Source organism: Chryseobacterium sp. HNCC26DJ240, assembly GCF_057180485.1.
On the sequence record NZ_JBXUGK010000007.1, the window covers coordinates 345,827 to 369,923 of the forward strand.

20 protein-coding genes are annotated in these 24,097 nt (G+C 35.8%); 9 read left to right on the forward strand and 11 right to left on the reverse strand.

What is annotated here, in order from left to right; all coding sequences use genetic code 11:
- The first annotated feature begins 312 nt into the window (after positions 1-312).
- Positions 313-918 carry a hypothetical protein gene (locus AC2A1G_RS15925; RefSeq protein WP_484047893.1) on the forward strand — a complete coding sequence of 202 codons (606 nt, stop codon included), beginning with the start codon at positions 313-315 and terminating at the stop codon, positions 916-918.
- Positions 919-1,018: 100 nt separating this feature from the next.
- Here the strand turns inward: AC2A1G_RS15925 and ccoG are convergent, their stop codons facing one another.
- Both ccoG and AC2A1G_RS15935 read right to left on the reverse strand, forming a co-directional pair.
- Positions 1,019-2,473, reverse strand: a complete 1,455-nt coding sequence (ccoG, locus tag AC2A1G_RS15930; protein ID WP_484047894.1) for a cytochrome c oxidase accessory protein CcoG — start codon at positions 2,471-2,473, stop codon at positions 1,019-1,021.
- A gap of 238 nt (positions 2,474-2,711) precedes the next feature.
- On the reverse strand, positions 2,712-3,335 hold the full coding sequence (locus tag AC2A1G_RS15935; protein ID WP_484047895.1) for a YciE/YciF ferroxidase family protein: 624 nt from the start codon (positions 3,333-3,335) through the stop codon (positions 2,712-2,714).
- A gap of 755 nt (positions 3,336-4,090) precedes the next feature.
- Here AC2A1G_RS15935 and AC2A1G_RS15940 point away from each other — a divergent pair.
- Both AC2A1G_RS15940 and AC2A1G_RS15945 read left to right on the forward strand, forming a co-directional pair.
- A complete protein-coding gene (locus tag AC2A1G_RS15940; protein WP_484047896.1) occupies positions 4,091-6,259 on the forward strand; it encodes a catalase in 2,169 nt (722 codons plus the stop codon).
- 1 nt (position 6,260) lies between these two features.
- Positions 6,261-7,427 carry a zinc-dependent alcohol dehydrogenase gene (locus AC2A1G_RS15945; protein ID WP_484047897.1) on the forward strand — a complete coding sequence of 389 codons (1,167 nt, stop codon included), beginning with the start codon at positions 6,261-6,263 and terminating at the stop codon, positions 7,425-7,427.
- A gap of 86 nt (positions 7,428-7,513) precedes the next feature.
- Here AC2A1G_RS15945 and AC2A1G_RS15950 read toward each other — a convergent pair whose 3' ends face one another.
- The 3 genes from AC2A1G_RS15950 to AC2A1G_RS15960 all read right to left on the reverse strand — a co-directional run bounded on the left by AC2A1G_RS15950 (position 7,514) and on the right by AC2A1G_RS15960 (position 10,815).
- Entirely contained in the window at positions 7,514-8,110 is a 597-nt protein-coding gene (locus tag AC2A1G_RS15950) for a Crp/Fnr family transcriptional regulator (protein WP_484047898.1), read from the reverse strand.
- A gap of 203 nt (positions 8,111-8,313) precedes the next feature.
- A complete protein-coding gene (locus tag AC2A1G_RS15955) occupies positions 8,314-8,676 on the reverse strand; it encodes a response regulator transcription factor (protein WP_484047899.1) in 363 nt (120 codons plus the stop codon).
- Between the two features lie 117 nt (positions 8,677-8,793).
- A complete protein-coding gene (locus AC2A1G_RS15960) occupies positions 8,794-10,815 on the reverse strand; it encodes an ATP-binding protein (RefSeq protein ID WP_484047900.1) in 2,022 nt (673 codons plus the stop codon).
- Positions 10,816-11,007: 192 nt separating this feature from the next.
- On the opposite strand from AC2A1G_RS15960, the gene AC2A1G_RS15965 reads away from it, so the two are divergent.
- Positions 11,008-13,896 carry an AsmA family protein gene (locus AC2A1G_RS15965; protein WP_484047901.1) on the forward strand — a complete coding sequence of 963 codons (2,889 nt, stop codon included), beginning with the start codon at positions 11,008-11,010 and terminating at the stop codon, positions 13,894-13,896.
- 89 nt (positions 13,897-13,985) lie between these two features.
- Positions 13,986-15,146 carry a MalY/PatB family protein gene (locus tag AC2A1G_RS15970; protein WP_484047902.1) on the forward strand — a complete coding sequence of 387 codons (1,161 nt, stop codon included), beginning with the start codon at positions 13,986-13,988 and terminating at the stop codon, positions 15,144-15,146.
- A gap of 88 nt (positions 15,147-15,234) precedes the next feature.
- On the opposite strand, the gene AC2A1G_RS15975 is transcribed toward AC2A1G_RS15970, so the two are convergent.
- Positions 15,235-15,426: a hypothetical protein gene (locus tag AC2A1G_RS15975; protein ID WP_484047903.1), complete on the reverse strand. Its 192-nt coding sequence runs from the start codon at positions 15,424-15,426 to the stop codon at positions 15,235-15,237.
- A gap of 105 nt (positions 15,427-15,531) precedes the next feature.
- On the opposite strand from AC2A1G_RS15975, the gene AC2A1G_RS15980 reads away from it, so the two are divergent.
- Both AC2A1G_RS15980 and AC2A1G_RS15985 read left to right on the forward strand, forming a co-directional pair.
- Positions 15,532-16,596, forward strand: coding sequence for an aldose epimerase family protein (locus tag AC2A1G_RS15980; RefSeq protein WP_484047904.1), 1,065 nt, complete (start codon positions 15,532-15,534; stop codon positions 16,594-16,596).
- 307 nt (positions 16,597-16,903) lie between these two features.
- Positions 16,904-17,161 (forward strand): hypothetical protein, encoded by a 258-nt coding sequence (locus tag AC2A1G_RS15985; protein WP_484047905.1) that lies wholly within the window; start codon positions 16,904-16,906, stop codon positions 17,159-17,161.
- Positions 17,162-17,203: 42 nt separating this feature from the next.
- On the opposite strand, the gene AC2A1G_RS15990 is transcribed toward AC2A1G_RS15985, so the two are convergent.
- From AC2A1G_RS15990 to AC2A1G_RS16010, 5 genes are all read right to left on the reverse strand, one after another.
- Positions 17,204-18,601 carry a M28 family peptidase gene (locus AC2A1G_RS15990; RefSeq protein ID WP_484047906.1) on the reverse strand — a complete coding sequence of 466 codons (1,398 nt, stop codon included), beginning with the start codon at positions 18,599-18,601 and terminating at the stop codon, positions 17,204-17,206.
- 54 nt (positions 18,602-18,655) lie between these two features.
- Positions 18,656-19,900: a DUF1015 domain-containing protein gene (locus AC2A1G_RS15995; protein ID WP_262147519.1), complete on the reverse strand. Its 1,245-nt coding sequence runs from the start codon at positions 19,898-19,900 to the stop codon at positions 18,656-18,658.
- A 6-nt stretch (positions 19,901-19,906) separates the two neighbouring features.
- Complete coding sequence (locus AC2A1G_RS16000) at positions 19,907-20,866, reverse strand: D-2-hydroxyacid dehydrogenase (protein WP_484047907.1); 960 nt, start codon at positions 20,864-20,866, stop codon at positions 19,907-19,909.
- Between the two features lie 107 nt (positions 20,867-20,973).
- Positions 20,974-22,038 (reverse strand): 3-phosphoserine/phosphohydroxythreonine transaminase, encoded by a 1,065-nt coding sequence (gene serC, locus AC2A1G_RS16005; RefSeq protein ID WP_484047908.1) that lies wholly within the window; start codon positions 22,036-22,038, stop codon positions 20,974-20,976.
- A 113-nt stretch (positions 22,039-22,151) separates the two neighbouring features.
- Entirely contained in the window at positions 22,152-22,502 is a 351-nt protein-coding gene (locus AC2A1G_RS16010; RefSeq protein ID WP_056079778.1) for a 4Fe-4S binding protein, read from the reverse strand.
- A 57-nt stretch (positions 22,503-22,559) separates the two neighbouring features.
- On the opposite strand from AC2A1G_RS16010, the gene AC2A1G_RS16015 reads away from it, so the two are divergent.
- Positions 22,560-23,594, forward strand: a complete 1,035-nt coding sequence (locus tag AC2A1G_RS16015) for an acyl-CoA reductase (RefSeq protein ID WP_484047909.1) — start codon at positions 22,560-22,562, stop codon at positions 23,592-23,594.
- Positions 23,595-23,631: 37 nt separating this feature from the next.
- Entirely contained in the window at positions 23,632-24,081 is a 450-nt protein-coding gene (locus AC2A1G_RS16020) for a peptidylprolyl isomerase (RefSeq protein WP_484047910.1), read from the forward strand.
- Positions 24,082-24,097: the final 16 nt, after the last annotated feature.

Genomic DNA, 24,097 nt, shown 5'->3' on the forward strand with positions numbered 1-24,097 from the left:
TTCAGATTAAAACTTAATCATTGTCTACTCTAAAGAAGTCAAGAATAGTACCAAATAAAGACTTTTTCAACCTCAAATAATTTATAATCAGGTTTAAAATTTTCTCTTATAAATGTGCTACGCCAATCTCAAAAAAAAAAATAATATTTCGTGGAATAAAGCTTTATAAAACAAAAATGTGTGACAGGAATCATATGTTTACCCCACATTTTAAGACTATCTTTGAAAAAGACTTCAACAAACTTTTCTTTATCATTAGACAGTATTATTTCTGAAAAGATGAAGTGTTCATTCAACCACAAAAAATTACAAATGAAACCTAAGAATATTCCCGGAGTTCCGAAACAGTTGAAAGGTGGCTTTCACGATTCTGAAAGTATCCTGAATTTAGAAAATAATGATGAAATCGAAATTCAGTTTCATCTCTTAAAAGAACGATTTTTAGGAGTAAGCGAATGGCAAAAATATTGTCCTGAAACTTCAGCAGATTTCAAACTCTGCAACTTTAACGGAAATGTTGTTGACCGCCTGCCACAATTGGGCGATTACATCAGGATCGATATTCCCGGTCCGGGTGGAACAGAAGGCCGTTCTTTTGACTGGACTGTGATTGACAAAATAGATTTTGATTCACCGAACAGGCTTTTAATTCAATGCAGACCCGCTCCCGATCCTAAAAAAATCAACAGCAAAAAGATTGCACATTTCTATTGCGATGAAGCAACTTCCACTTTCGTTATAGAACGTAGGGAAAAATCTTTGATGGCGGCTGTTTATGGCAGAAATGAATCTCCGAATCTAAAATCCGGCTTTGTTAATTCTGTAAGAAATATTATGATTGCCATTGGCGGAATGTTCGGACTTTCCAAGATACAGTGGGAATGTCTGGCTGAAGGAATTCTCAAACCTAAAAAATAGGAATTCGCACAATAAATTGATGTTACTTGAGAAAGAAATTTAAAAATACTGTACAAGAAAAAGGAGCTGTTAAAAAAACTGCTCCTTTTTTAGATAAAATTTAAAACTGAAGTTTGAAAGGTCCTTCAAAATAAGTATCATACGAATCTACCAGATTTCCTTTTAAATCAAATACTCCGATCGTTATATTCTGTTTGGAAAGATCCATCTCTTTCTCGGGGAATGTAATGTTGATGGTTCCTTTTGATATTTTGTCTTTTGGCATTGTGATTTTATCAGATCCGCTGAAAATAATTTCGCCATGTGCAGGCTCAAGCACTTTTACGGTTACTATTTTTTTGTCATTGGATTTGTTGAGAAACGTGTAATTGTAAGTGTTGGTAATCAAACCGTCTCTCACAAAATACGTGCTCCCTGCAGGTTTTATAAATTTAGCTTCCATATCTCCGCGGCTGTACAATAAGAATCCAAGAAAAAGTTGTAAAGCAATAAGCACGATCATAAATACCTTCATTCTACCGGTGAATTTGGTTGGTTTTTCTGTTTCAATTTCTGTTTCAGACGCATATCTAATCAATCCTTTAGGAAGTCCTACTTTTACCATTACTTCATCACAGGCATCAATACAGGCAGTGCAGTTTACACATTCCAGCTGCTGCCCGTCACGAATATCAATCCCGGTCGGGCAAACCACTACACATTGATAACAGTCTATACAGTCACCTTTGCCTTCCGCTTTTCTATCTTCACCTTTTCTCCATTTTGCTCTGTTTTCACCTCTTTTATAATCATAAAAAACATTGATGGTATCTTTATCAATTAGTACACCCTGCAATCTTCCATACGGACAAACTAGAGTACAGACCTGCTCACGAAACCATGCAAAAACAAAATAAAATGCCGCTGTGAAAAGTATAATTACAATAAAATTGGTAGGATGAGCGAGTGGTCCTTCTGCAATGGTTCTGAATACTTCCTCGTATCCAACAAGCACCATCACCATAAAATGGGTGAATATGAGAGAAAGTACAAAAAATATCGTCCATTTCAGGGCTCTTTTCCAGATTTTTTCTGCATCCCATTCCTGGCGGTCGAGCTTCATTTGCTTGTTTCGGTCACCTTCGATGGCAAATTCAATTTTTCTGAAAACACTTTCAAGAAAAATGGTTTGAGGGCAGATCCAGCCACAGAAAATCCGTCCGAATGCTATGGTAAAGATAATGATGCAGATCAAACCAACAATTGCTCCCAAAGTTAAAAGAAAGAAATCCTGAGGATAAAAAGGTTGTCCCAGAATAAAAAATTCCCTGTCAATAACGTTGAGCAGCAGGAAAGGATTGCCATTGATACGAATAAACGGTACAGCTAAATACACTGCCAGCAAAATATAGGCGACAATCGTTCTGTAATTCGTAAATTTTCCTTTCGGTCTTTTCGGAAACACCCATTTTCTTTTTCCGGATTGTTCCATTGTTCCTATGGAATCGCGATAGGTTTCAGGATCTAAAACCTGACCTTGTCCGCCACGGATTTCCTCATTTTCATTCGAAGCCATTGTTATTTTTTTTTGGTAATATATAAATTTCAGAAACGAAATTTGTAGTTATCTCTAAGGTACAAGTATAAGACCAAAGAGTAATTTAATGACATTTAAAATATTGATATAAATAAACTTATGAGTATAATCACAACAATCACTTTAAATGTCAATCTTTCATTAGATGAAAATAAAAAAGCCCCTAAAAAGTGTAACTTTTAGGGGCTGTCTGTTTCAGGTCTTATGTTTCTATGGATTATGCATTAATTGCTTTGGAATTGAGATTCGTGTCAGCAATTTTTGATAGCAAATCATTACAGTTTTTTTCTTCATTTAAAGTTAAAAGAAGATGTTTCAGGCATTCTTTTTCCTTGAGAATTTTAGCATACGCCGCAAGAGTTCCGTAGGTTGCGATTTCATAGTGCTCGACTTTTTGAGCGGCAGCAATAATTCCTGCATCACGTACAGCGCCTGGTTTTGTTTCTTCCATGATGCCTGTTCCTTCATCAAGAAGTCCCTGCATTGCATCACATTTCTTAGCTTCAGCTTTTTTCTTCAGAGCTTTGAAACAAGCTTCAAGTCTTTTTATCTGCTCATTTGTTTCTTCCAGGTGTGAACCGATGGCTTGCTTAAGCTTTGCATCAGTAGCATTTTTCTGCATTTTTGGAAGCGCCTTAGACAAAGCTTTTTCAGCCCAGTAAATATCTTTCAATGAATCTTCAAATAGATCGCTAAGATTCTTGGCAGCGTCATCTTTTGCAGGTGTTTTAGCAGATGTCTTTGCTGCAGTTTTAGCAGTAGATTTTGTTGAAGTTTTTGCTGGAGAAGTTGCTGTTTTTTTAACGGTGCTTTTTTTAGCAGTTGCTTTTTTAGTTTCCATATTTAATAATTTTGATTTTGTTGAATCAGAAATTACAATTACCAGACCATGTCTCAATAAAAGACATCTATGTGGTATCTAAATAAATTATTAACAAATAATAGATGACAAGGGAAGTGTGACAGTTTTCACCGCAAAAATTAGATTTGAATTTTTTAGTCTCACTTTGTAATTACTAAAATAAATTATCTTTAATATGATTCAACAAAACCATAGAATAGCTAAGCTATTATCTTTCAGAAGAAAGTGTCGCTCACTGGTTTGCGCGTGGAAAACGTCATCAGAACTGTAAAGAAACTTGAAAAACAGAATTTGGTGTAAATATTCAACGGAATAATTTGTTTCTGAATTTCAATAAAAATCTAAATTTTAAATAGTTATCGTATTCTGGGCAATTTCTGTCCAACCTTGCATCTTTAATACAAGAATTCGTATGACTCCAGTCATATTGAATGTGGAAGATATCCATTTAAATTTGACAATACCAACATCAAAATTTAAATTAATATGAAAACTTTTTCTTTTAATTGCCTTTTTACTGAGGCAAGAGCAATTAACTGTTCTGCAAAGAGACAGTTTCCACTAAAAAATAGATAGGTACTCAAGAACAAGCAATTTTTCACCAGAGACAAATTCTGCGTGAACGATATTTTGTGAACAAATATTGACTGATCAAATTCACTGTTAAAATTGTAGTTAGCGATATTCTGTTCACTGAAAACATTTCATTAAAAAATCTCACTTAATTAAATAATATGGATACAAACAAAGAAAACAACGACAAGTTAGATCAGCTCAATCTGTACAAAACAGACAATTCTGGAGAAAAACTGACAACCAATCAAGGTCTGAAGATTCGCAACAATCAGGATTCCCTTAAAGATGGTGAACGTGGAGCAACACTTTTGGAAGATTTTATTCTCAGAGAAAAAATCACCCATTTTGACCATGAAAGAATTCCGGAAAGAATCGTTCATGCAAGAGGCTCCGGTGCCCATGGAGTTTTTAAGTTGAATAAAAACATGCAGAAATTTACAAAAGCTAAATTATTCACTGAACTCGATAAAGAAACTCCTGTATTTGTAAGATTTTCAACCGTTGCAGGAAGCAGAGGAAGTACAGATTTGGCGAGAGATGTTCGTGGTTTTGCCATAAAATTTTATACAGATGAAGGAAATTATGACTTGGTTGGAAACAATATTCCTGTATTTTTTATTCAGGATGCCATGAAATTTCCTGATTTGGTGCACGCTGTAAAACCAGAGCCAGATAACGAAATTCCGCAGGCTGCTTCTGCGCATGATACTTTTTGGGATTTTATTTCTCTTATGCCGGAAAGCATGCACATGATTATGTGGCTGATGAGCGACAGAGCTTTACCAAGAAGTTATAGAATGATGGAAGGTTTTGGCGTTCACTCGTTCAGATTTATCAACAGTGAAGGCTCTGCATTTTTTGTAAAGTTTCATTTAAAACCTAAACTGGGTGTGCATTCAGTAGCGTGGCCTGAAGCACAAAAAATTTCGGGTGCAGATCCTGATTTCCACAGAAGAGATCTTTGGGAAGCTATCGATAACGGTGCATTTCCTGAATGGGATTTGGGAGTACAGATCGTGCCTGAGGAAAATGAATTTGATTTTGATTTTGATCTTTTAGATCCTACTAAAATTATTCCTGAAGAAACTGTTCCGGTAGAAATTATGGGAACGCTTACACTCAACAGAAATCCCGACAACTTCTTCGCAGAAACTGAGCAGATCGCCTTCCATCCCGGCCACTTGATCCCCGGTATCGATTTTACCAATGATCCATTATTGCAAGGGCGTCTGTTTTCATATACAGACACACAGCTTTCAAGATTAGGTTCACCTAATTTTCATGAAATTCCAATCAATAAATCTGTACCAAATGTTCACAACAATCAGCGTGACGGACACATGAGACAGCAGATTGCCAAAGGAAAAGTAAGTTATGAACCCAATTCTATGGGCGGAGGCTGTCCTTATCAGGCTATGATGTCAGAAGGTGGTTTTGACACGTATGGAGAAAGAATCAGCGGTACTAAAATCAGAGCGAGAAGCGAATCTTTTGTTGAGCATTATTCTCAGGCAAAATTATTCTACAACAGCCAGTCTGCACCAGAAAAAACGCATTTACAAAAAGCATTGGTTTTCGAACTGTCTAAAGTGACGATTCCTGCTATTCGTGAGAGAATGGTTTCGCAACTTAATTTTATAAATAAAGATTTGGCTCAAATGGTAGCTGAAAAACTGGGTGTAGAAGTAAAAACTCTCGAACAGCCCAACGGAAGTATTCCTGCTGACGCTGATGTAGAATCTCTGCAAAGTGAAGAACGTGAGACTTCATTAGATTCTTCAGATGCACTGAGCATGAAAAATACCGTTAAAGATTCCATCGAATCAAGAATTATTGCATTTTTGGTTGCAGACGGTTGTGATGCGAAACGTATCTCAGAATTAAAATCAAAACTTGAAGCACAAGGTGCAGTAGTACAAATGGTAGCTCCAGAAATGGCTCCGGTAAAAGCTGATAATAATACTGAGTTTACGCCTAAACATTCAATCTCAAGCACGATGAGTGTATGTTTTGATGCAGTTTATGTAGCTGGAGGAGCTGAATCTACGCAACAGTGGCTTCAGCCTGACTATAAAAACAACGTGATAGAATTTGTAAACGAAGCTTACCGTCATTGTAAGGCAATTTTCTTCGATAATGAGACAGATGAGCTATTTAAAAAGACAGATGTAGCTGATTTTCATTCTGAAGATCCAGCTGTTGTTCTGGAAAAAAACAATGATGCTGATAACAGTTTTATTACAGCAATAGCTTCTCACAGAGTCTGGGAATTTGAAAAGCACAGAAACGGATTTACCGGTAACGAAAATCAACCAAAAAATAAGTAGTATGAAAGCAGCAGTTTTTCATTCTCCAGGTAAAATTACCTGTGATACCGTAGAAGATCCTACTATTCAGGACGAAAATGATATTATCCTGAAAGTAACTTCGACTGCGATTTGTGGCAGCGATCTTCACATGTATTCCGGCGGAATTCCGCAACCCAGACCCATGGTGATGGGACATGAATTTATGGGAGAGATTGTAGAAAAAGGAAAGAATATCACCCATCTTCATCAGGGAGACAGGGTAGTAGTACCATTTCCGATTGCCTGCGGTTGCTGTTATTTTTGTGAACACGAACTTCCGGGAGGTTGCGAAAACTCCAATCCCGAAAACTATGGTCCTGAAGGTGGAATCATAACTGAAAAAGGTGGCGGAATGTTTGGCTACACAGATTTGTACGGAGGTTACAACGGAGGTCAGGCTCAGTATGTGAGAGTTCCGTATGCTAATTTTGGTCCCAGAAAAGTGCCTGATATTCTGACAGACGAGCAGGCTTTATTCCTTACAGATATTTTTCCGACCGGATACACCGGAGTAATGTGGGGAGATCTAAAAGGTGGTGAATCTGTAGCAGTATTCGGTGCAGGTCCTGTAGGTTCTATGTCTGTAAAAAGTGCTATTCTTCACAATGCCGGAAAAGTAATTGTGATTGATACTTTGCAGTACAGACTGGATCAGATTAAAAAACTTACAGGATGTGAAATAATTTTGTGGGAAGATGCAGAATCAACAGTAGAAAAAATAAGAGAAATGACCAATGGTCGCGGTGCAGATCTTTGTATCGACGCTGTGGGCTTCGAACCTGAACGTTCATTTTTGGATCGCGCAAAAGCGGTTGTTAATTTTGAAAAAGGTTCAATGAAAGTTTTGGAGGCTTGTATGAGTGGTGTAAGAAGAGGCGGAACTGTTTCCGTTTTGGGAGTGTATGCGGTTAATTATGATAATTTCAGACTCGGACAGATTTTCGATAAAGGAATTATTCTGAGAGCCGGGCAAGCTCCTGTTCACGCCATTATAGACAAACTTTTAAAATATGTCGAAAGCGGACAGGTTCGTCTGGATGACATCATTACGCATCGTCTGTCGTTGAATGACGTAGCAAAAGGCTACGAAATTTTCGACAAAAAAGAAGATGGTTGCGTGAAAGTAATTTTAGATCCTTGGAGTTAATCATTCATATTTTTTATGCTTTCTTTATTTTAAAAACAACAGCTTCATTTCAGAAGCTGTTGTTTTATTTTTGGATATAAACTATTTTAAACGAAAATTTTTCTATTGATAATTTTCAAATAATTTTCTTTCTCCAGACGTTTCACTGTTCTGATTACCGTTTCTACCCGAAGTGCCGTTAATGCAGCAATTTGTTGTCTTGTAAGTGGAATTTCGTAGGAATATTTATCCTTATTTTCACTGAAACTTTTATGATACTCTAAAGTTCCTTTAATTCTTTTTTCGGGGCTTAATGACGAGTTATTCTCCAGCATGATATATTTGTAGTACAATCGCTCAGATAAAAATCTGCGAATATCATTTGCTGCCTGAGGATTTTCGTCAAGAAGAAGATTAAAAGCTTTCTTCGGCAGTTTTAAAACTTTGCATTTTTCGAATGTTACTGCATTTACAGGATAGGTTTTGTCAATAAACAAAAGCAGTTCACAAACGCTCAGACCTTTATCCAAAATGGCGAGAATAAGTTCTTTACCTTCATCATTATAATGATTTAGTTTTATTCTTCCTTCAGTGATCTGATAATAATATTTTGGTGAATCACCTTCATCAAATATGGTTTCAGCACGCTTGAAAGTTTCTTCAACTGCACCATATTTCATTAAAAGTTCCTTTTCAATCAACATAATTGTTAGATTTTTTATTTGAATTAAAATACAGAATATCAGTAATAGTTTATTTAAAGATAAGTCATCAATATACATACCCTTATGACTGAAATCATATTATTAGTTTTAAGGTCTAAAATTTTAATCAATTTTAAAGTAAATAAAAAAGCCACTAACTGCTATTGTCACTGGCTTTATAGTATTAAAAAAGTTGTTGGATATTAAGATTTAGTAATCAGATTTTCAATTTTTTCGATAACATCGTCAATATCAAATGGTTTGCTTACAAACACATCTGCATCGCAACGTTCTGTAACCTCGGTATTTTTGGCATGAGCACTCATAATCATCACAGGAATTTCCGCCGTTGTAGGATCGTTTTTGATCTGATTGCAGACATCAGTACCCAGACCGTCGGGCATCATTACATCCAGAATAAAGATATCCGGAATTTCCGATTGATTTCTGTTGTTGAACGCTTCAATGGTAGAAAAAGAGCGTACTTCATAATTTTCAAATGACAAGAGCAGTTGTAAAGCATCTCTTATGCCCGTCTCGTCTTCAACGATATAGATAGTTTTCATATCTGTGGCTAAGCAAAACCGAAGCCAACCGATTTTTTTAACCGAAATTTTTAAAATTTATTTCTGTTATTTAAGAAATTAAAGGTATTAAAGAATAAGATTTTTAAAACTAAAATTTCAAATAGGAAGAGTAAACCAAAACGTGCTGCCGCTACCTTTTTTGCTGTCAACACCAATCTCGCCACCGTGGCGTTTAATAATTTCAGCAGAAATATAAAGCCCAAGACCCAAACCTGAATAATACTTTTCTTCATGATTTGCCCTAAAATACCTTTCAAAAAGATACGGCTGAACATCGTCATCAATACCTTCACCAAAATCCTGAACGCTTATTCTAATAAATTGATGCGATTTTTCAACATTAAGGTTAATTTCTTTCGACTGAGATGCATATTTCACAGCATTATTGAGAAAATTTACCACAACCTGATCAATCCGGTCTTCATCTGCAAAAGCCTTAGCTTCCAGATCACCAGTAATTTTCACCAAGTGACTGTCAGTTAGTCTCAGAAATTCACAGCAGGATTCAAGCATTTCCGAAACGGTGAATTCAGATTTTACCAACTCCATTTTTCCACCGCTCAGTCGGTTTAAATTGAGAAGATCATCTACCAAAACCGTTATTTTCTCAATGCTTTTAGCAGACTGTTCAATGAGTTTAGGTATTTTTTCGTGCGTTGGTTTATCTTTAAGCCTGTCTAAAAGCTGAATACTTGCTTTTAAACTTGTAATCGGTGTTTTTAATTCGTGACTTGCGATGCTCAGAAAATCATCTTTCTGCGTCTCGTAATTTTTTCTTTTGGTAACATCAGTAGTAACGCCCGTCATAAAAGCAGGATTTCCATCATCATCATAACTTGGCAAACCTGAGGCATTCATCCAGTGAAAAGATCCGTCTGGCCATTGTATTAGGTATTCAGAATGATAAGGTGTGGCATTTTTTATAGATTCACTTACTCTTGTATTGACCAGTTGTCTGTGCTCAGGAACTATGGTTTCAATTAAATCTTCAAAATCAAATTTATCACCTTTTGATCTCCCGTAATTGCTTTTGCAAACCTCACTGCAAATCATTTTACCTGATTTCAAATCTAAAGTATAAGTTCCCAACTGACCTGCTTTCAGTGCCAACTCGTATCGCTGATTGAGGTTTTCGAGTTCTTCTTTCTTGTTGATTCTGTCGGTAACATCATTGGCGATTACGATAATTGAAGTGGTTTTTCCGTTCTCATCTTTCAGAGGTTCATAGATAAAATCAAACCAGCATTCATGCAAAATTCCATCATCTTCCAGAATTGCTTTGGCTGTATTTCCTATAAACGTTTTTCCGGTTTTTAAAACATCAGCTAAAATTCCGAAATAAGGTTGTCCTTTCAACTCAGGTAATGCTTCCTGAATTGGCTTGCCAATTACTTCTCTGTCTTTCCTCCAGACTTTTAAGATCATCTCATTGGCAGTTTCTATTATTAAATCCTTACCACTTAAAATCCCGAAAGCTATCGGAGCTTTGGTAATAAATGATTTTAAACGCAGTTCGCTTTGTTCTAATTTTTTATTCGCTGAATTCAGTTTATCGTTATACCCTTTGGTTTCATCATTAATGTTGGCCAGTTTTTCAATCGTTTCAAAAGCCGAAAGTCTAAGCTCAATCTGATCCATTGCAGTTTTTGCCAGTCCCTGAAGAATTTTTCTCTGATGAAAATCAAATGCTCTCGCTTTCTGATCAATAATACAAAGAGTGCCAATTAAATGACCGTCATGTGTAGTCAATGGTGCACCTGCATAAAATCTTAAACCAAAATCTCCGATAACATTAGGATTAGACAGTAAACAGGGTTCTTTCAGAGCATCTTCAAAAACTGTAACATCATTTTCCAGAACAGCCAGGGCACAAAGACTTTTTCCACGGTTGGCTTTTTTGGCATTTCCCATCCCGAAATTGGCTTTGAAAAATACGGTTTCTGTATCAACCAAAGAAATAAGAGCAACAGGCACATCAAAAATCTGAGCCGCAAGTTGGGCAATTCCATCAAAATTTTCTTCGGAAGGCGTGTCTGTAATCCGGTATCTGTGTAAAGCTTTCAACCGTTCATCCTCGTTTTCAGGAATTATATTTTTACCAAAGGTATTCTCAATCATCGATGGGGAATTAAAAAGTTTGTAAAGGTATGGATATTTGACAATCAAACAGTATGCTAATACATTCAGCATTGTAATAACAATATGTAAAAATTGGATAGGTACAGATTTTGTTCAGCACACCTTAACTTATGATTTTTTCTGGTTTTTTATTTCTAAAATCCACCTAATCATTTCACCAAATCTACTGTTATGAAAAAGCTGAAAACAATAATTCTCAAGATATTCAAATGGTTTGGAATTTCCATTGTCACGATACTTTTTTTGATGTTTATCATTCCAATATTATTTCCGGGAACGATTTCGCAACAGGTAAAAATATTTGCCAACAAGCATCTTGCGGGCGAATTGGATTATAAAAAAACACACCTCACTTTCTTCAGGCATTTTCCTTCACTGACAGTCTCGGTTGATGAATTTCTTTTAAAAGGTTCAAAACCATTTGCAAAAGACACTCTTCTTTCAGCCAAGGAGGTTGCAGTGGGAATTAATCTTAAAAATCTGATTTTCGACGGTGAAGTAAAGATTGACGAAATTTACGTAACGGATGCTGTTGCCAATGTTTTTGTGAACACAAAAGGTCAGGCCAATTACAATGTTTATGTTGCAAAGCCATCAGAAAAACCCAAGGATACTACAAAAGGCGGTGCTTCAATAAAACTGGATTTAATAAAACTCAAAAACTGGAATATCAAATATCATGATCTTTCTGCAAGAGTTTTGGTGGATGCAAAAGGGTTGAATTATACCGGAAAAGGAGGCTTGAGTGAAGATGTTTTTGATCTTCAGACCGATCTGGGTATTGATAAACTTGACTTCAGCTTAGACCGGATTTATTACGCAAAACAGAAAACTTTACATGCAGATTTAATTACAAGAATCAATACCGATGCTTTGACTTTTGTTTTGAGGAAAAATGAATTGAGAATTAACGAACTTCCTTTAAAATTCACTGGTTTTTTAAGTATTCTTAAAGATGGATATGATTTGAATATCAATGCTGCATCAGAAAAAACAACAATTAGGGATATGATTTCAGTTTTGCCGCCACAATATCTGGAATGGGCAAAAGACACTAAAATTCAGGGGAACAGCGATCTGTTTTTCAGTCTTAAAGGGAAATTCAGTGAAGCCAAGAACCTGAAACCCAACTTAAATGCAAGACTTTTGGTAAAAGAAGGATTTGTTTCCAATGCGAAAGCTCCGGTTCCGATGAACAATCTGAATATGGATTTAAATGTTGCCTTACCGGCTTTAAACACCGATGAACTTACAATCGATCTTAAAAATTTAAGTTTTGATTTAGGGAAAAACAACAATTTCAAAGCTGTCGTAAAAACCAAAGGTTTAGACGAAATTTTAGTCAACGCAAAAATAAAAGGAGCTGTAAACCTTCAAACTCTTGATGACGCTCTGGGATTGAACGAGATTGATATGAAAGGCTTTATTGACACCGATATCCAGTCCGACGGAATTTTTAATTTAGACAAAAAACTTTTCCCAAAAACGAAAGGATATTTTAACCTGAAGAATGGCTGGCTGAAAACTTCATATTATCCAAATGCGATTCAGAATATCAACATTTTAGCAAATGTATCTAATACTGATGGTACATTTAAAAGTTTAGGTGTAAAACTCGATCCATTTAAATTTTATTTTGAAGGAAATCCGGTTTTCATCAATGCGGAACTGCAGAATTTTGAGGATTTGCTGTATAAAGTCCGTGCGAAAGGAACGCTGAATGTGGGAAGAATTTATAAAGTATTTGCTAAAAAAGGCTTCGATGTTTCTGGTTTAATTATGGCAGATTTATCTTTAAACGGAAGACAAAGCTACGCTACAACCGGTCAGTACAGCAAGCTTGATAACAAAGGAACACTGATTCTGAAAAATATTAAAGCAACCACAGAAACGCTTCCAAAATCATTTTTCATCAGAGAAGGAAATTTCGAGTTTGAAAATGAAAAAATGTGGTTCAGAAAGTTTTTTGCCAATTATGGAAAGTCAGATTTTGCGCTGAACGGGCATCTTTTGAACACCATCAATTATTTTATTGAAAGAAAAGGAACACTGCACGGAAAGTTTAATTTAAATTCAAAATACATTCTCGTTGACGAATTTATGGCCTTAAAAAGCGGCGATAATTCCAAAAAGTCCATTGATGTGGAATATGCCAAAGTTGAAAATCCAAACAGCAGTGGAGTTGTGGTGATTCCGAAAAATCTGGATGTATCTCTTGGCGTCAACGCAGGTAAAGTGGAATTTCAGGGTTTGGGATTAAATAATGTAAAAGGAACGGCATCTGTAAATTCCGGTCAGGTTTATTTGAAGAACACCACTTTCGACATTATTGGAAGCCGGATGGGCATTGATGCAAGATATCAGGATGAATCCCCGCTTACTGCCAATTATGATGTGGCTGTAAAAGTTCAGGATTTCAATGTTCAAAGGGCGTACAAAGAAATTGACATGATTAAAGAAGTAGCAACATCTGCAAAAGATGTGAAAGGAATTGTTTCCATAGACTACAAACTGAAAGGTGATTTTGATAAAAACATGAACCCTATCTATCCTTCGCTTGAAGGCGGTGGTTTGATCAATCTTCGGGATGTGGAAGTAAAAAATCTGAAAATGCTCTCTGCGGTAGGAAACGGTATTGGTTCAAAAGGTTTCGACAATCCGGATATGAAAGGTGTTGACATTGAAACGCATATCAAAAACAATCTGATTCACGTAGATAAATTTACCTTTAAAGTTTCGGTGTTAAGACCTTCTGTGAGCGGAACCACGAGTTTTAACGGGCTTCTTGACCTATTAGTCAGAATAGGATTGCCGCCAGGAGGATGGATAGGTTTGCCAGTCGTGGTAACCGGAACGCATGAAAAACCAAAAATCAAATTTCTGAGTAAAAACGGACAGGGAATTACAGAAGCACTCTACAATAAAAAAATAAATAAAGTAATCAGACAGGAGCAAAGAGCAGAAAAGAAAACCCGCAGACAGCAGCGTTTAGATAAGAAAGCTCAGGAAGCCAAAGCTAAATCTGCAGAGAAACAGATTGATAAAAATCTCAAGAAATAGAATACATTTTTTAACATTTGAAAATCATCAAAGCTTTTATTCATAATAGTTTTGATGATTTTTTTATCTTTAAATTTAAATCAGAATAAATGAATTACAATTTTGATGAAATCATCGAAAGACGAAATACGAATTCGGTAAAATGGGATTTTTTTGATAAAGATATCCTTCCGATGTGGGTGGCAGATATGGATTTTAAAATCGCTCCGGAAATTCAGAAAGCCATTACAGAAAAGGCAATGTCAGGAATGATGGGCTACCAGTTTCTCTCACCTGATTTTAAAACAAGTATAATCAATTGGTTACAAAAGCATTATCATTTCACCGTTTCTGCAGACAAAATCCTTCCGGTTCCGGGAATGCTTTTGGGCGTTTCTGCCATCATCAGAACATTTTTGAAAACAGATGAAAAAATAATCCTGCAGCCACCGGTTTACGATCACTTTTTCGAAACAGTAAAAAACAGCGGTGCAGAAACTGTTTGCAATGATTTAATTTACAAAGAAAATTCTTACTTGATTGATTTTGATGATTTGAAGGAAAAAGCATCAGACCCATTGACAAGATTTTTACTGTTTTGCAATCCACACAATCCCATTGGGAAAGTCTGGCAGGAAGAAGATCTCAGAAAAATTGCTGAAATCTGTTCTGAAAATAATGTGATTGTTATTTCAGATGAAATTCATTCGGATTTGGTTTTCGAAGGTTTCAAACATATTCCGTTTGCAAAAATTGCAGCTGATTATGATCTTATTTCGTTTACCTTGGGTTCGCCGTGTAAAACGTTTAATCTTTCAGGTTTATCTGCCGCATACATTATCTGTGATCAAATAGAAAATTTACAAAAAGTTAGAAAAACGCTTCAACAGCAGGAAACTGAATGGCTCAATCCATTTTCAGCACAAGCTTTTACCGCAGCTTACACCTTTGGTGAAGACTGGATGATGGAAATGAAAAATTACATTTTTAAAAATTATCTTTTTGCTAAAAGTTACATTGAGGATAAAATTCCTCAAATAAAAACATTTCAGGCTGAATCAACTTATCTGATGTGGCTGGACTGCAGAAATTTGAATTTAAGCTCAACAATTTTAGAGGATAGATTAATCAATGAAGCTAAACTTAAACTCAATGCAGGAAGCAGATACGGCCTGGCTGGCGAAGGTTTTATGCGGATTAATATTGCATGCCCAAGAGAAATTCTGACGGAAGGTTTGAAAAGACTTGAAAATTTCGTGAATTCTTTATAATTAAAATGTATTTCAGGCTGATTTGGCATTTTGATTGTTTAAATGTAAATACATCAAAATTATTCGATATGAAAAATTCAACAAAGATTTATTCAGTACTTACGCTGGCATTTTTATTGGCAGCTTGCCATCCGCCACCAAGACCAAAAAGACCGGAACCACCACGCAGACCCGAAAGACCAAGACCTCCGCACGGTATGATTGAAAAGAAAACGACAGATAAAATCGCAGTCTTCCAAACAGTAAAAACTTCAAAAGAAGTCTGAATATAAAGCTCCATTTCGGGGCTTTTTTTTGTTTTAAAAATGTAAATCTTGCTTTATTCAGGAGTTTTGCAGAAATTGCAGTTAAGTTTAAAATTAAAATTTAAACTTCATCACATCGCATGAACAAAATAATCTCGGAAGAATTCGGAAAAACAGCAAAAGGCGAACTTATAAACAAATATATCCTTCGCAACGAATACGGGATGGTGGTAGAAATCATCAATTTCGGAGCAATTATAACTTCATTGAAAGTTCCCGATAAAAATGGAAATTTTGACGATGTGGTTTTAGGTTTTAAAAATCCTGAAGATTATTTTAATTCTAATCAATATACCTACGGTGCAGTGGTTGGAAGATATGCCAATCGTATTGCAAATGCCAGATTTTTAATTAAAGGTAAGGAATATCAGGTGACAAAAAACGAAGGTAATAATCATATCCATGGCGGTAAACAGGGATTTGCCAACAAAATCTGGAATGCAGAAATTTTAGAAAATTCAGAATCCTGTTCTCTGGCTTTGCATTATCATAGTCCGAATGGGGAAGAAGGATATCCCGGAAACCTTTCCGTGACGGTAATTTATACACTTACAAAAGATAACGCTTTGGAAATTGAATATTTTGCCAAAACAGATCAACCAACAATTATCAATCTAACACAGCATTCTTATTTTAACCTTTCTGGAAACCATTCTCAGAAAATTACAGATCATCAGTTGCAACTTCATGCCAATCATTTTTTACCAATAGATGAGAATTCAATTCCGACAGGCAAACTTTCCGACGTGAAAGTAACTCCTTTTGATTTTAATAATTTGAAAGAAATAGGAAAAGATATCAATGCTGATCATAAGCAACTTAGCATGGGTAAAGGTTATGATCATTGTTGGGTTCTGAAAGGTTTCGGCTTGCGAAGTGTGGGAAATGTATATCATCAAAATACGGGACGAAATGTTGAAATTTTTACTACCGAGCCGGGAATTCAATTGTATACAGGAAATTTTCTTGACGGAAAATCTGAAACGAAGACAGGTGAGAAAAATAATTTCCGCACAGGGCTCTGTCTTGAAACACAACATTTTCCGGATTCGCCAAATCAAGATTCTTTTCCTTCAACAGTTTTAAATCCAAACGAAATATACAAAAGTAAAACTGCCTATCAGTTTTCTGTTAGAATTCTATAATATCAACCGTTACTTTAAGTTACTAAAATATTTTTAATTGGATTTTTTGATTAATAAAAAAAAATTCTAAATAAATTAAATAATTATTAAAAAAATACACAATCTGTTGTTTTGTGTAGAATTTGATAATTGGAATTATTACAAAAAAGGTTAAATAATTTCTACAAATATTGGTATTATGTCTAATTTATTCTACAAATAATGTGATATACCACATTTTTACCGAAAAGATATAAATTTATGAACTAAAAGATTTTTTTCTTGCTAATTGCAAAATTTTTATTAATTTTGGTGAAAAAATACAAAGATGAAAAAAATCGAGTTCCTATCAGAGGCCGGCGAAGTGCTTGGCGACGTTGCAGTTAAAGGTATCAGTGTTGCAGAAATCCAAAAATTTTTAGAAGAGATTGATAATGAAAGTTTTGAATACTTTTCACTTTATTATGACGAAGAAAATAAAATTCTTTGCATTGAAGAAGAGAGAGGTGTGATATTCCCCCAATATGGCCATTTCATTACCAAGATTTCAGAAAGTAAATACAAACATTGCTTTGAATTTGCATAAATAATAACATAAAAAACGGTACCTCAAAGTACCGTTTTTCTTTTACCAGTTTTTGTCGATCATAAAAATAAATTGACTCATCACCACGGCTCCCAAAAGGAGTTCGCGTTTATTCACTTTATCAAAAGTATCTTCGGTAGAGTGGTGATAATCAAAATATCTTTGGGTATCAACTACCATTTCAGCAAGCGGAATATCTATTTTTTTTAATGGCAAAACATCCTGAATGGCTTCTGTCTGATCAAAATCGTAAACGCCGTAAGGCAGAAAATAATTTTTCCATTCAAAAATCAACCGTCTTCGTTGTGGAGACATATCTAGCCTGAAACCTCTCGGGGAATATCCACCAGAATCTGAGCCTAATGCCAGAATATGTTTTTCTTCTTTCTTCTTAACATAAGCTGCGTACATATCGCGACCCTGACCGCCATTTTCGCTATTAGCGTACAATATGACTCTGATTGTATGATTATTTTCCAAACCTAAAGCCTTAAAAGCACGCAAAACCTCAATGCATTGCACTACACCAGCACCGTCATCGTGTGCACCTTCAGCAAAATCCCAGGAATCGAGCTGAGCTCCCAGTAAAATAATTTTCCCGTCTTTTTTTCCGGGAATTTCTGCGATAATATTTTGGTTAACTGTTTCGCCTTTAGACTGTGCAGACATATTCAGTTTTGCCTTAACACTTTGTTTAGACAATAATTTCTCCAGTTCATCAGCAGATTTTGCTCCAATGGTTACCGCAGGAATTCTTGCCTTGTCATCTGCTTCGTACACAATCATTTTGGCATGAGGAACATCGTCAGTTGATGTAGTTAGAGATCTAATAATTAAACCTTTTGCTCCTTTCTGACCAATTACGGAAGCTGCAAGAAGTTTGTTTTTTGCGGCAGCTAAGTAAGCATCAACAGTATTTACATACGTTTGATCCATCGGGTGATTAACGAAGATGATTTTATCTTTAACATCTGCGGAAGTGAGTTTGTTTAAATCTTTCACATCGTTAATCATCATTAAATCCGCAATCATATCTTTCCCATCTGTACCTTCGGAATTACCGAAAGAAAGCATTCTGATGGATTTCCAGTCACCGTTGGATGTTTTAATTTGCAGAGATTCACGACCACGAATCCAGACCGGAACTTTCACATCCTGTCTCCAGATTTTTTCTGCACCTGCTTCCTTTAGATTTTTTTCCGCCCAATCAGCAGCTTTTGTGTAACCCGCAGTTCCGCTGAATCTTGCGCCAACACCTTTCGTCAGTTCGCCCAGATTGTTGTATGCAGTTCCGTTAATCATAATTTCATCTGATATTTTTTTAAATTCAGAATGATAATTAAACTTTTCAGCTGCCGGTTTTGGCTTCTTTACAGGTTTTTTCTGTGAAAATAAAAATCCACTCAGAAAGAGTGGAAGTATAATGAGAATTTTTTTCATTTTAAAACTGCCCGAATCATTTCAGAGCATAAATTTAATTAAAAAATAAAATAATTACTGTTTCATGTCATACATTAACAATGCTGTAACCAATTTTGGTTCTATAAAAGTACATTTTGGTGGCATCCTTAACTTTAAATCCGAAATTTTAATCATATCATTAAAACTTACAGGGAAAATCCCAAATCCTACTTTGCCTTCACCATTATCTACCTTTTCTTTCAGAAGATTGATTCCTGCCAGATTGGAAGAGCCTTTTACGTAGGAAATTTTATCCGAGCTGTCTGAATCTTCGATATTTAAAATATCATTGATGATGTATTTATCTAAAAGATGATGATCCAGATTGTCCAAAGACATTTCCTGAGAACGGAGGTCATGTTTTACGTGGAGAGAGTAGTATTTCCCGTCTAAATACATAGAAATATGGAACTTCTGAGAAGGGTAGTACGGAGTTTCGCCTTTTTCGTGAATCAAAAAGTATTTTTCGATTTTCTTTAAAAATTCCTCTGTTGAAAGACCATTGAGATCAGTGACAATACGGTTGTAATCGTGAATTTTGATAGACTGGTTTGAAACGATAAAGCTGTAAACAAAATTATAAGCTTCGGTTCCTGTATGTCTTTTGTTTTTTTCCTTCAGACGCTGAGCGTGAAGCGCTGTTGAGCCAATTCTGTGGTGTCCGTCAGCGATGTAAAAAGAATCAATCTGGTCAATTACTTCTTTGAACTGCTGAAGTTTCAGACGGTTATCGATTCTCCAGATTTTATGTCTGATTCCGATGGTGTCTACATGGTTGAAAATTGGAACATTTTTTTCCTCATGATTCATCAGAAGCTCGATTTTCGGACTCGACTGATAGGTCAGTAAAACCGGTTCTGCCTGCAAATTAACCTTATCTAAATAATGAGCCAGTTTCTCTTTTTTCTGTGGAATGGTACTTTCGTGTCTTTTGATTTTTCCGTTCCAGAAATCTTCAATACTCGCAAGTCCCATTAAACCTCTGTAAACCTGTTTATTTGGATAAATCTGCTCGTACAGGTAAAATGCAGAGCTGTCCTGCACTAAAATATTTTCCTCAAGAAGTTCTTCAAAAGTTGTGCGTATTTTCCTTAGATTCCTGTCTACATCTTTAGATTTGCTCACCACATAAGGTTTTATCATATTGATATATGTATTTTCCTTCTGAGCTTTTTCTGTAATCTGAGCCTGAGTGAAATTGTCTAAAGGGTGCGTAGGGAAAGTAGACTCATGGTCTTTATGAGGTCTGATTCCGCGGAATGGTCTAAAAACAGGCATATTTTATTATATAGTTTGGTTGATTTTAATAATTTGCTCAGCAAGCTCGAGCCCGATTTTTTCCTGTGCATCCATGGTATTTCCGCCAACGTGTGGTGAAAGCGAAAGATTAGGATTCATGAGAAGAATTAATTCAGGTTTAGGTTCGTTTTCGAAAACATCAAGAGCTGCACCTGCAACTTTTCCGCTTTCTATGAAGTCGAGTAGGGCAACTTCGTTCAGAACGCCGCCTCTTGCAGTATTTACAATAAACACTCCATCTTTCATTTTTTCAAACTGTGGAGTATCAATAATATATTCTGTGGTTTTTGGTGTATTGATGCTGATAAAATCAGATTCTTTCAGAAATTCATCGGTATCGTTTGTAGAAGTGATTTCGAAATTTAAACTCTGTCCGTCAAAAAAATCCAATTTTAAAACTTCAGTTCGTGGTTTTCTTGTCAGTACCTTAATCTTCATACCTAAAGAAATTCCGATTTTTACCACTTCCTGACCGATGCTTCCAAAACCGATAACGCCTAAAGTTTTACCCGAAAGTTCACAGGCTTTGTTAAAAGATTTTTTCATTGCATCAAAATGCGTGTCACCCTCCAAAGGCATCAGCCTGTTGGATTCATGAAGAAATCTCGCAAGAGAAAAAAAATGTCCGAAAACAAGTTCAGCAACAGATTTTGAGGATGCCGTTGGTGTATTAATGACATAAAGCCCTTTCTCAATGGCGTATTCCACATCAATGTTGTCCATTCCGATACCGCCTCTTCCGACGATTTTCAAGCTTGGACAGGAATCAATGAGCTCTTTTCTTACTTTGGTTGCACTTCTTACAAGAAGAACACTGACGTTGTTTTCGTTAATAAAATCAGCAAGGTGATCCTGAGCAACTTTGTGCTCCAAAAACTCAAAGCCCGCATTTTTGAGTGCGGCTTCTCCACTTTTTGAAATTCCGTCGTTGGCTAAAATTTTCATGCTCATTTTATTTAGTGAATATCAGACATCAGAAAAAGAAAAAATCCTGTTCCAATGTCTGATATTTTACTTTTAATTATATTAAAAATTGGGTCGTCTAATATAAGTTATTTTATTGAATTCATCACATCAACCAAAACCTGCACGCTTTCAATAGGTAAGGCATTGTAAATGCTTGCACGATATCCCCCTAAACTGCGGTGACCGTTTAGCCCGCTGATGCCTGCAGATTTCCACGCAGCATCAAATTCTTCTTTCTTAGAATCATCAATTAATTTAAATGAAACATTCATCAAAGAACGGTCTTCGTCACGACAATACGTCTCAAATAAAGGATGATTATCAATGGTATCGTATAATAATTTAGCTTTGGCAATATTTCTTTCTTCAGCAGCTGCGATTCCGCCGTTGTTTTCCAAATGCTGTAACGTAAGCAAAGTAGCGTAAACAGGGAAAACCGGTGGCGTGTTGTACATCGATTCTTTAGAAATATGCTGAGAATAATCCAGAATTGAAAACATATTTTCTCTTCCTGTTTTGCCTAAGATTTCTTTTTTAATAACCACCAAAGTAACTCCGGCTGGACCCATATTTTTCTGAGCTCCGGCATAAATCAGATCAAATTTACAAAAATCCAGTTGTCTTGAAAAAATATCAGAACTCATGTCGCAAACCATTAAAGTATCTACTTCAGGAAATTCTTTAATCTGAGTTCCATAGATTGTATTGTTTGATGTACAGTGGAAATAATCGTATTCTGAACCAACTTTATAATCTTTAGGAATGTAAGAGTAATTATCTTCTTTTGAAGAACCCACCACATCAACGTCGCCTACTTTTTTAGCTTCTTTTATGGCTCCTGCAGCCCAAACTCCTGTATCCAGATAAGCGGCTTTACCACCAACCTTCAGGATATTATAAGGCACCATTGCAAACTGTAAGCTCGCACCGCCACCCAAATAAAGCACTTCATAATCATCACCAAGATTCATTAATCTTTTTACAATGGCACGCGCTTCATCCATTACAGCTACAAAATCTTTACTTCTGTGGGAAATCTCAAGAAGAGACAAACCGATTCCGTTAAAATCTAAAATTGCTTCCGCTGATTTCTGAAAGACTTCCTGAGGTAAGATACAAGGTCCTGCGCTGAAGTTGTGCTTTTTGCCCATAATTTCAAATTGTTTTTTGCAGTTTCTACGCTGCGGTTTATTTATTAGAGTTTATATTTTTAAAAGTTTAAAGATAAAAAAAAACCGCCTCATTTCAGTTGAGACGGCATATTTTATTCACCATGAAGGAAAGCTTTTTTCTCAAGCAGTGCTTCTTCTGTTTCTACGTGGTCTTCATCCGGTACACAACAGTCTACAGGACAGACAGCAGCACACTGTGGTTCTTCGTGGAAGCCTTTACATTCTGTACATTTATCTGTTACAATAAAGTAAACATCGTCGCTCACAGGTTCCTGTGGAGAATCTGCATCTATCGTAAGTCCGGAAGGCATCGTCACTTTTCCGCTGAGTTCTGTTCCTTCAGAGGCTTTCCAGTCTACGGCACCTTCATATATTGCATTGTTGGGACATTCCGGTTCGCAGGCTCCGCAATTTATGCATTCATCAGTTATTTTAATAGCCATCGCTAATTTTTTTTAAATTTGCACAAAATTACGAAATATTCCCAAACGAAACGAATTATGAATGTGGAGCAGAGAGTTTTAGAACTTGTCCAGTTAAGTGACTGGATAAAAGCATATTTATCAAAAAATCCTAAAAATTTTAATGAAAATGATCTGGAATTTGAGCAAATATTGAAAAGATCTGAAATTGAAAATCCGTGGTTTACACAGGAAAATCAAAAATCAGCTCTTGAACAGTGGGTTTCTGTTTTAAATCATTCCCAAATTGAGCAGTGGCTGAGTGAATATTCTGAAAATAAAATTCAGAAAAGAGTAGGACTTATTCTCGCCGGAAATATTCCGATGGTGGGATTTCATGATGTGATTTCGGTGATTCTGAGCAATCATATTCCGGTCATTAAATTATCTTCCAAAGACAAATCAATGCTTCCTTTTTTACTTAAAAAGTGGAAAGAATTCTCCAACGGAAATCTTCAGTATGAAATTGTGGAGAGACTTGAAGACTTTGATGCAGTGATTGCCACAGGAAGCAATAATACAGCACGTTACCTCGAGTATTATTTCAAAAAACACCATTCCATTATCCGCAAAAACAGAACTTCTGTTGCCGTGATTTCAGGGAATGAAACCGAGGAAGAACTGAAGCTTTTGGCCAAAGATATTTTCCAGTATTTTGGTTTGGGATGCAGAAATGTGACCCGACTTTTTGTACCGAAAGATTTTTTAATAGACAGAATTTTTGAAAGTTTTATTGATTTTAAAGAAATCATCAATCACAACAAATTCGCCAACAATTACGATTACAACAGGGCGGTTTATCTTCTGAATCAGGATAAATTCTGGGATAATAATTTTGTGATGCTGAAGGAGGATGAGAAATTATTCAGTCCGCTTTCTGTGATTCATTTCAGCAGATATGAAAATCTAGACGAAGTGAAAAATTATATTGCTGAAAATGAAGAAAGTATTCAATGCGTAGTTTCTAAAGCTGAAGATTTTGAAAATGCAGTTGCTTTTGGTGAAGCTCAGAATCCGGGTTTAGACACGTATGCAGATAATGTGGACACAATGAAATTTCTCTCAGAGATCTGATAATTTTTCGTATCTTCATCCTACCAAAATCCAAAATATGAAAAAGCTGATTGTCTTTTCGGCATTGATTTTATCGCAACTCTTTTTCTCCCAGACGACAGGAGGAATCAGGGTGGTTGAAAGCAAAAAAACAGACCTGAAATCTGAACTTTCAAAAGATAAGATAAAACTGTATGATTCTAATTTTCAAAGCTTTGTATCAGCGATGAAAAATTCAGATAAAACTAAAATTTCGTCTTTACTTTCAGAAAAAGTGAAGGAAATAGTTACTGATGACCATATTAAAAAACTTTCCGGAGGGATTAGTTTCGACAGAAAAATGGAAGTTTACAAAAGCGGTTATCAGACGATTATCAACAGTGAGACTTATCCTGCGATTCAGTACAAATTTGTTGATGACAAATCTGTACCGCCGGCTGACCTTGTGACGGCAATCTTCGAAGAGAACGGAAAAATTTTAGGTATAAAACCTGAATTCAGACAATAAATTTTAATTAAAAATA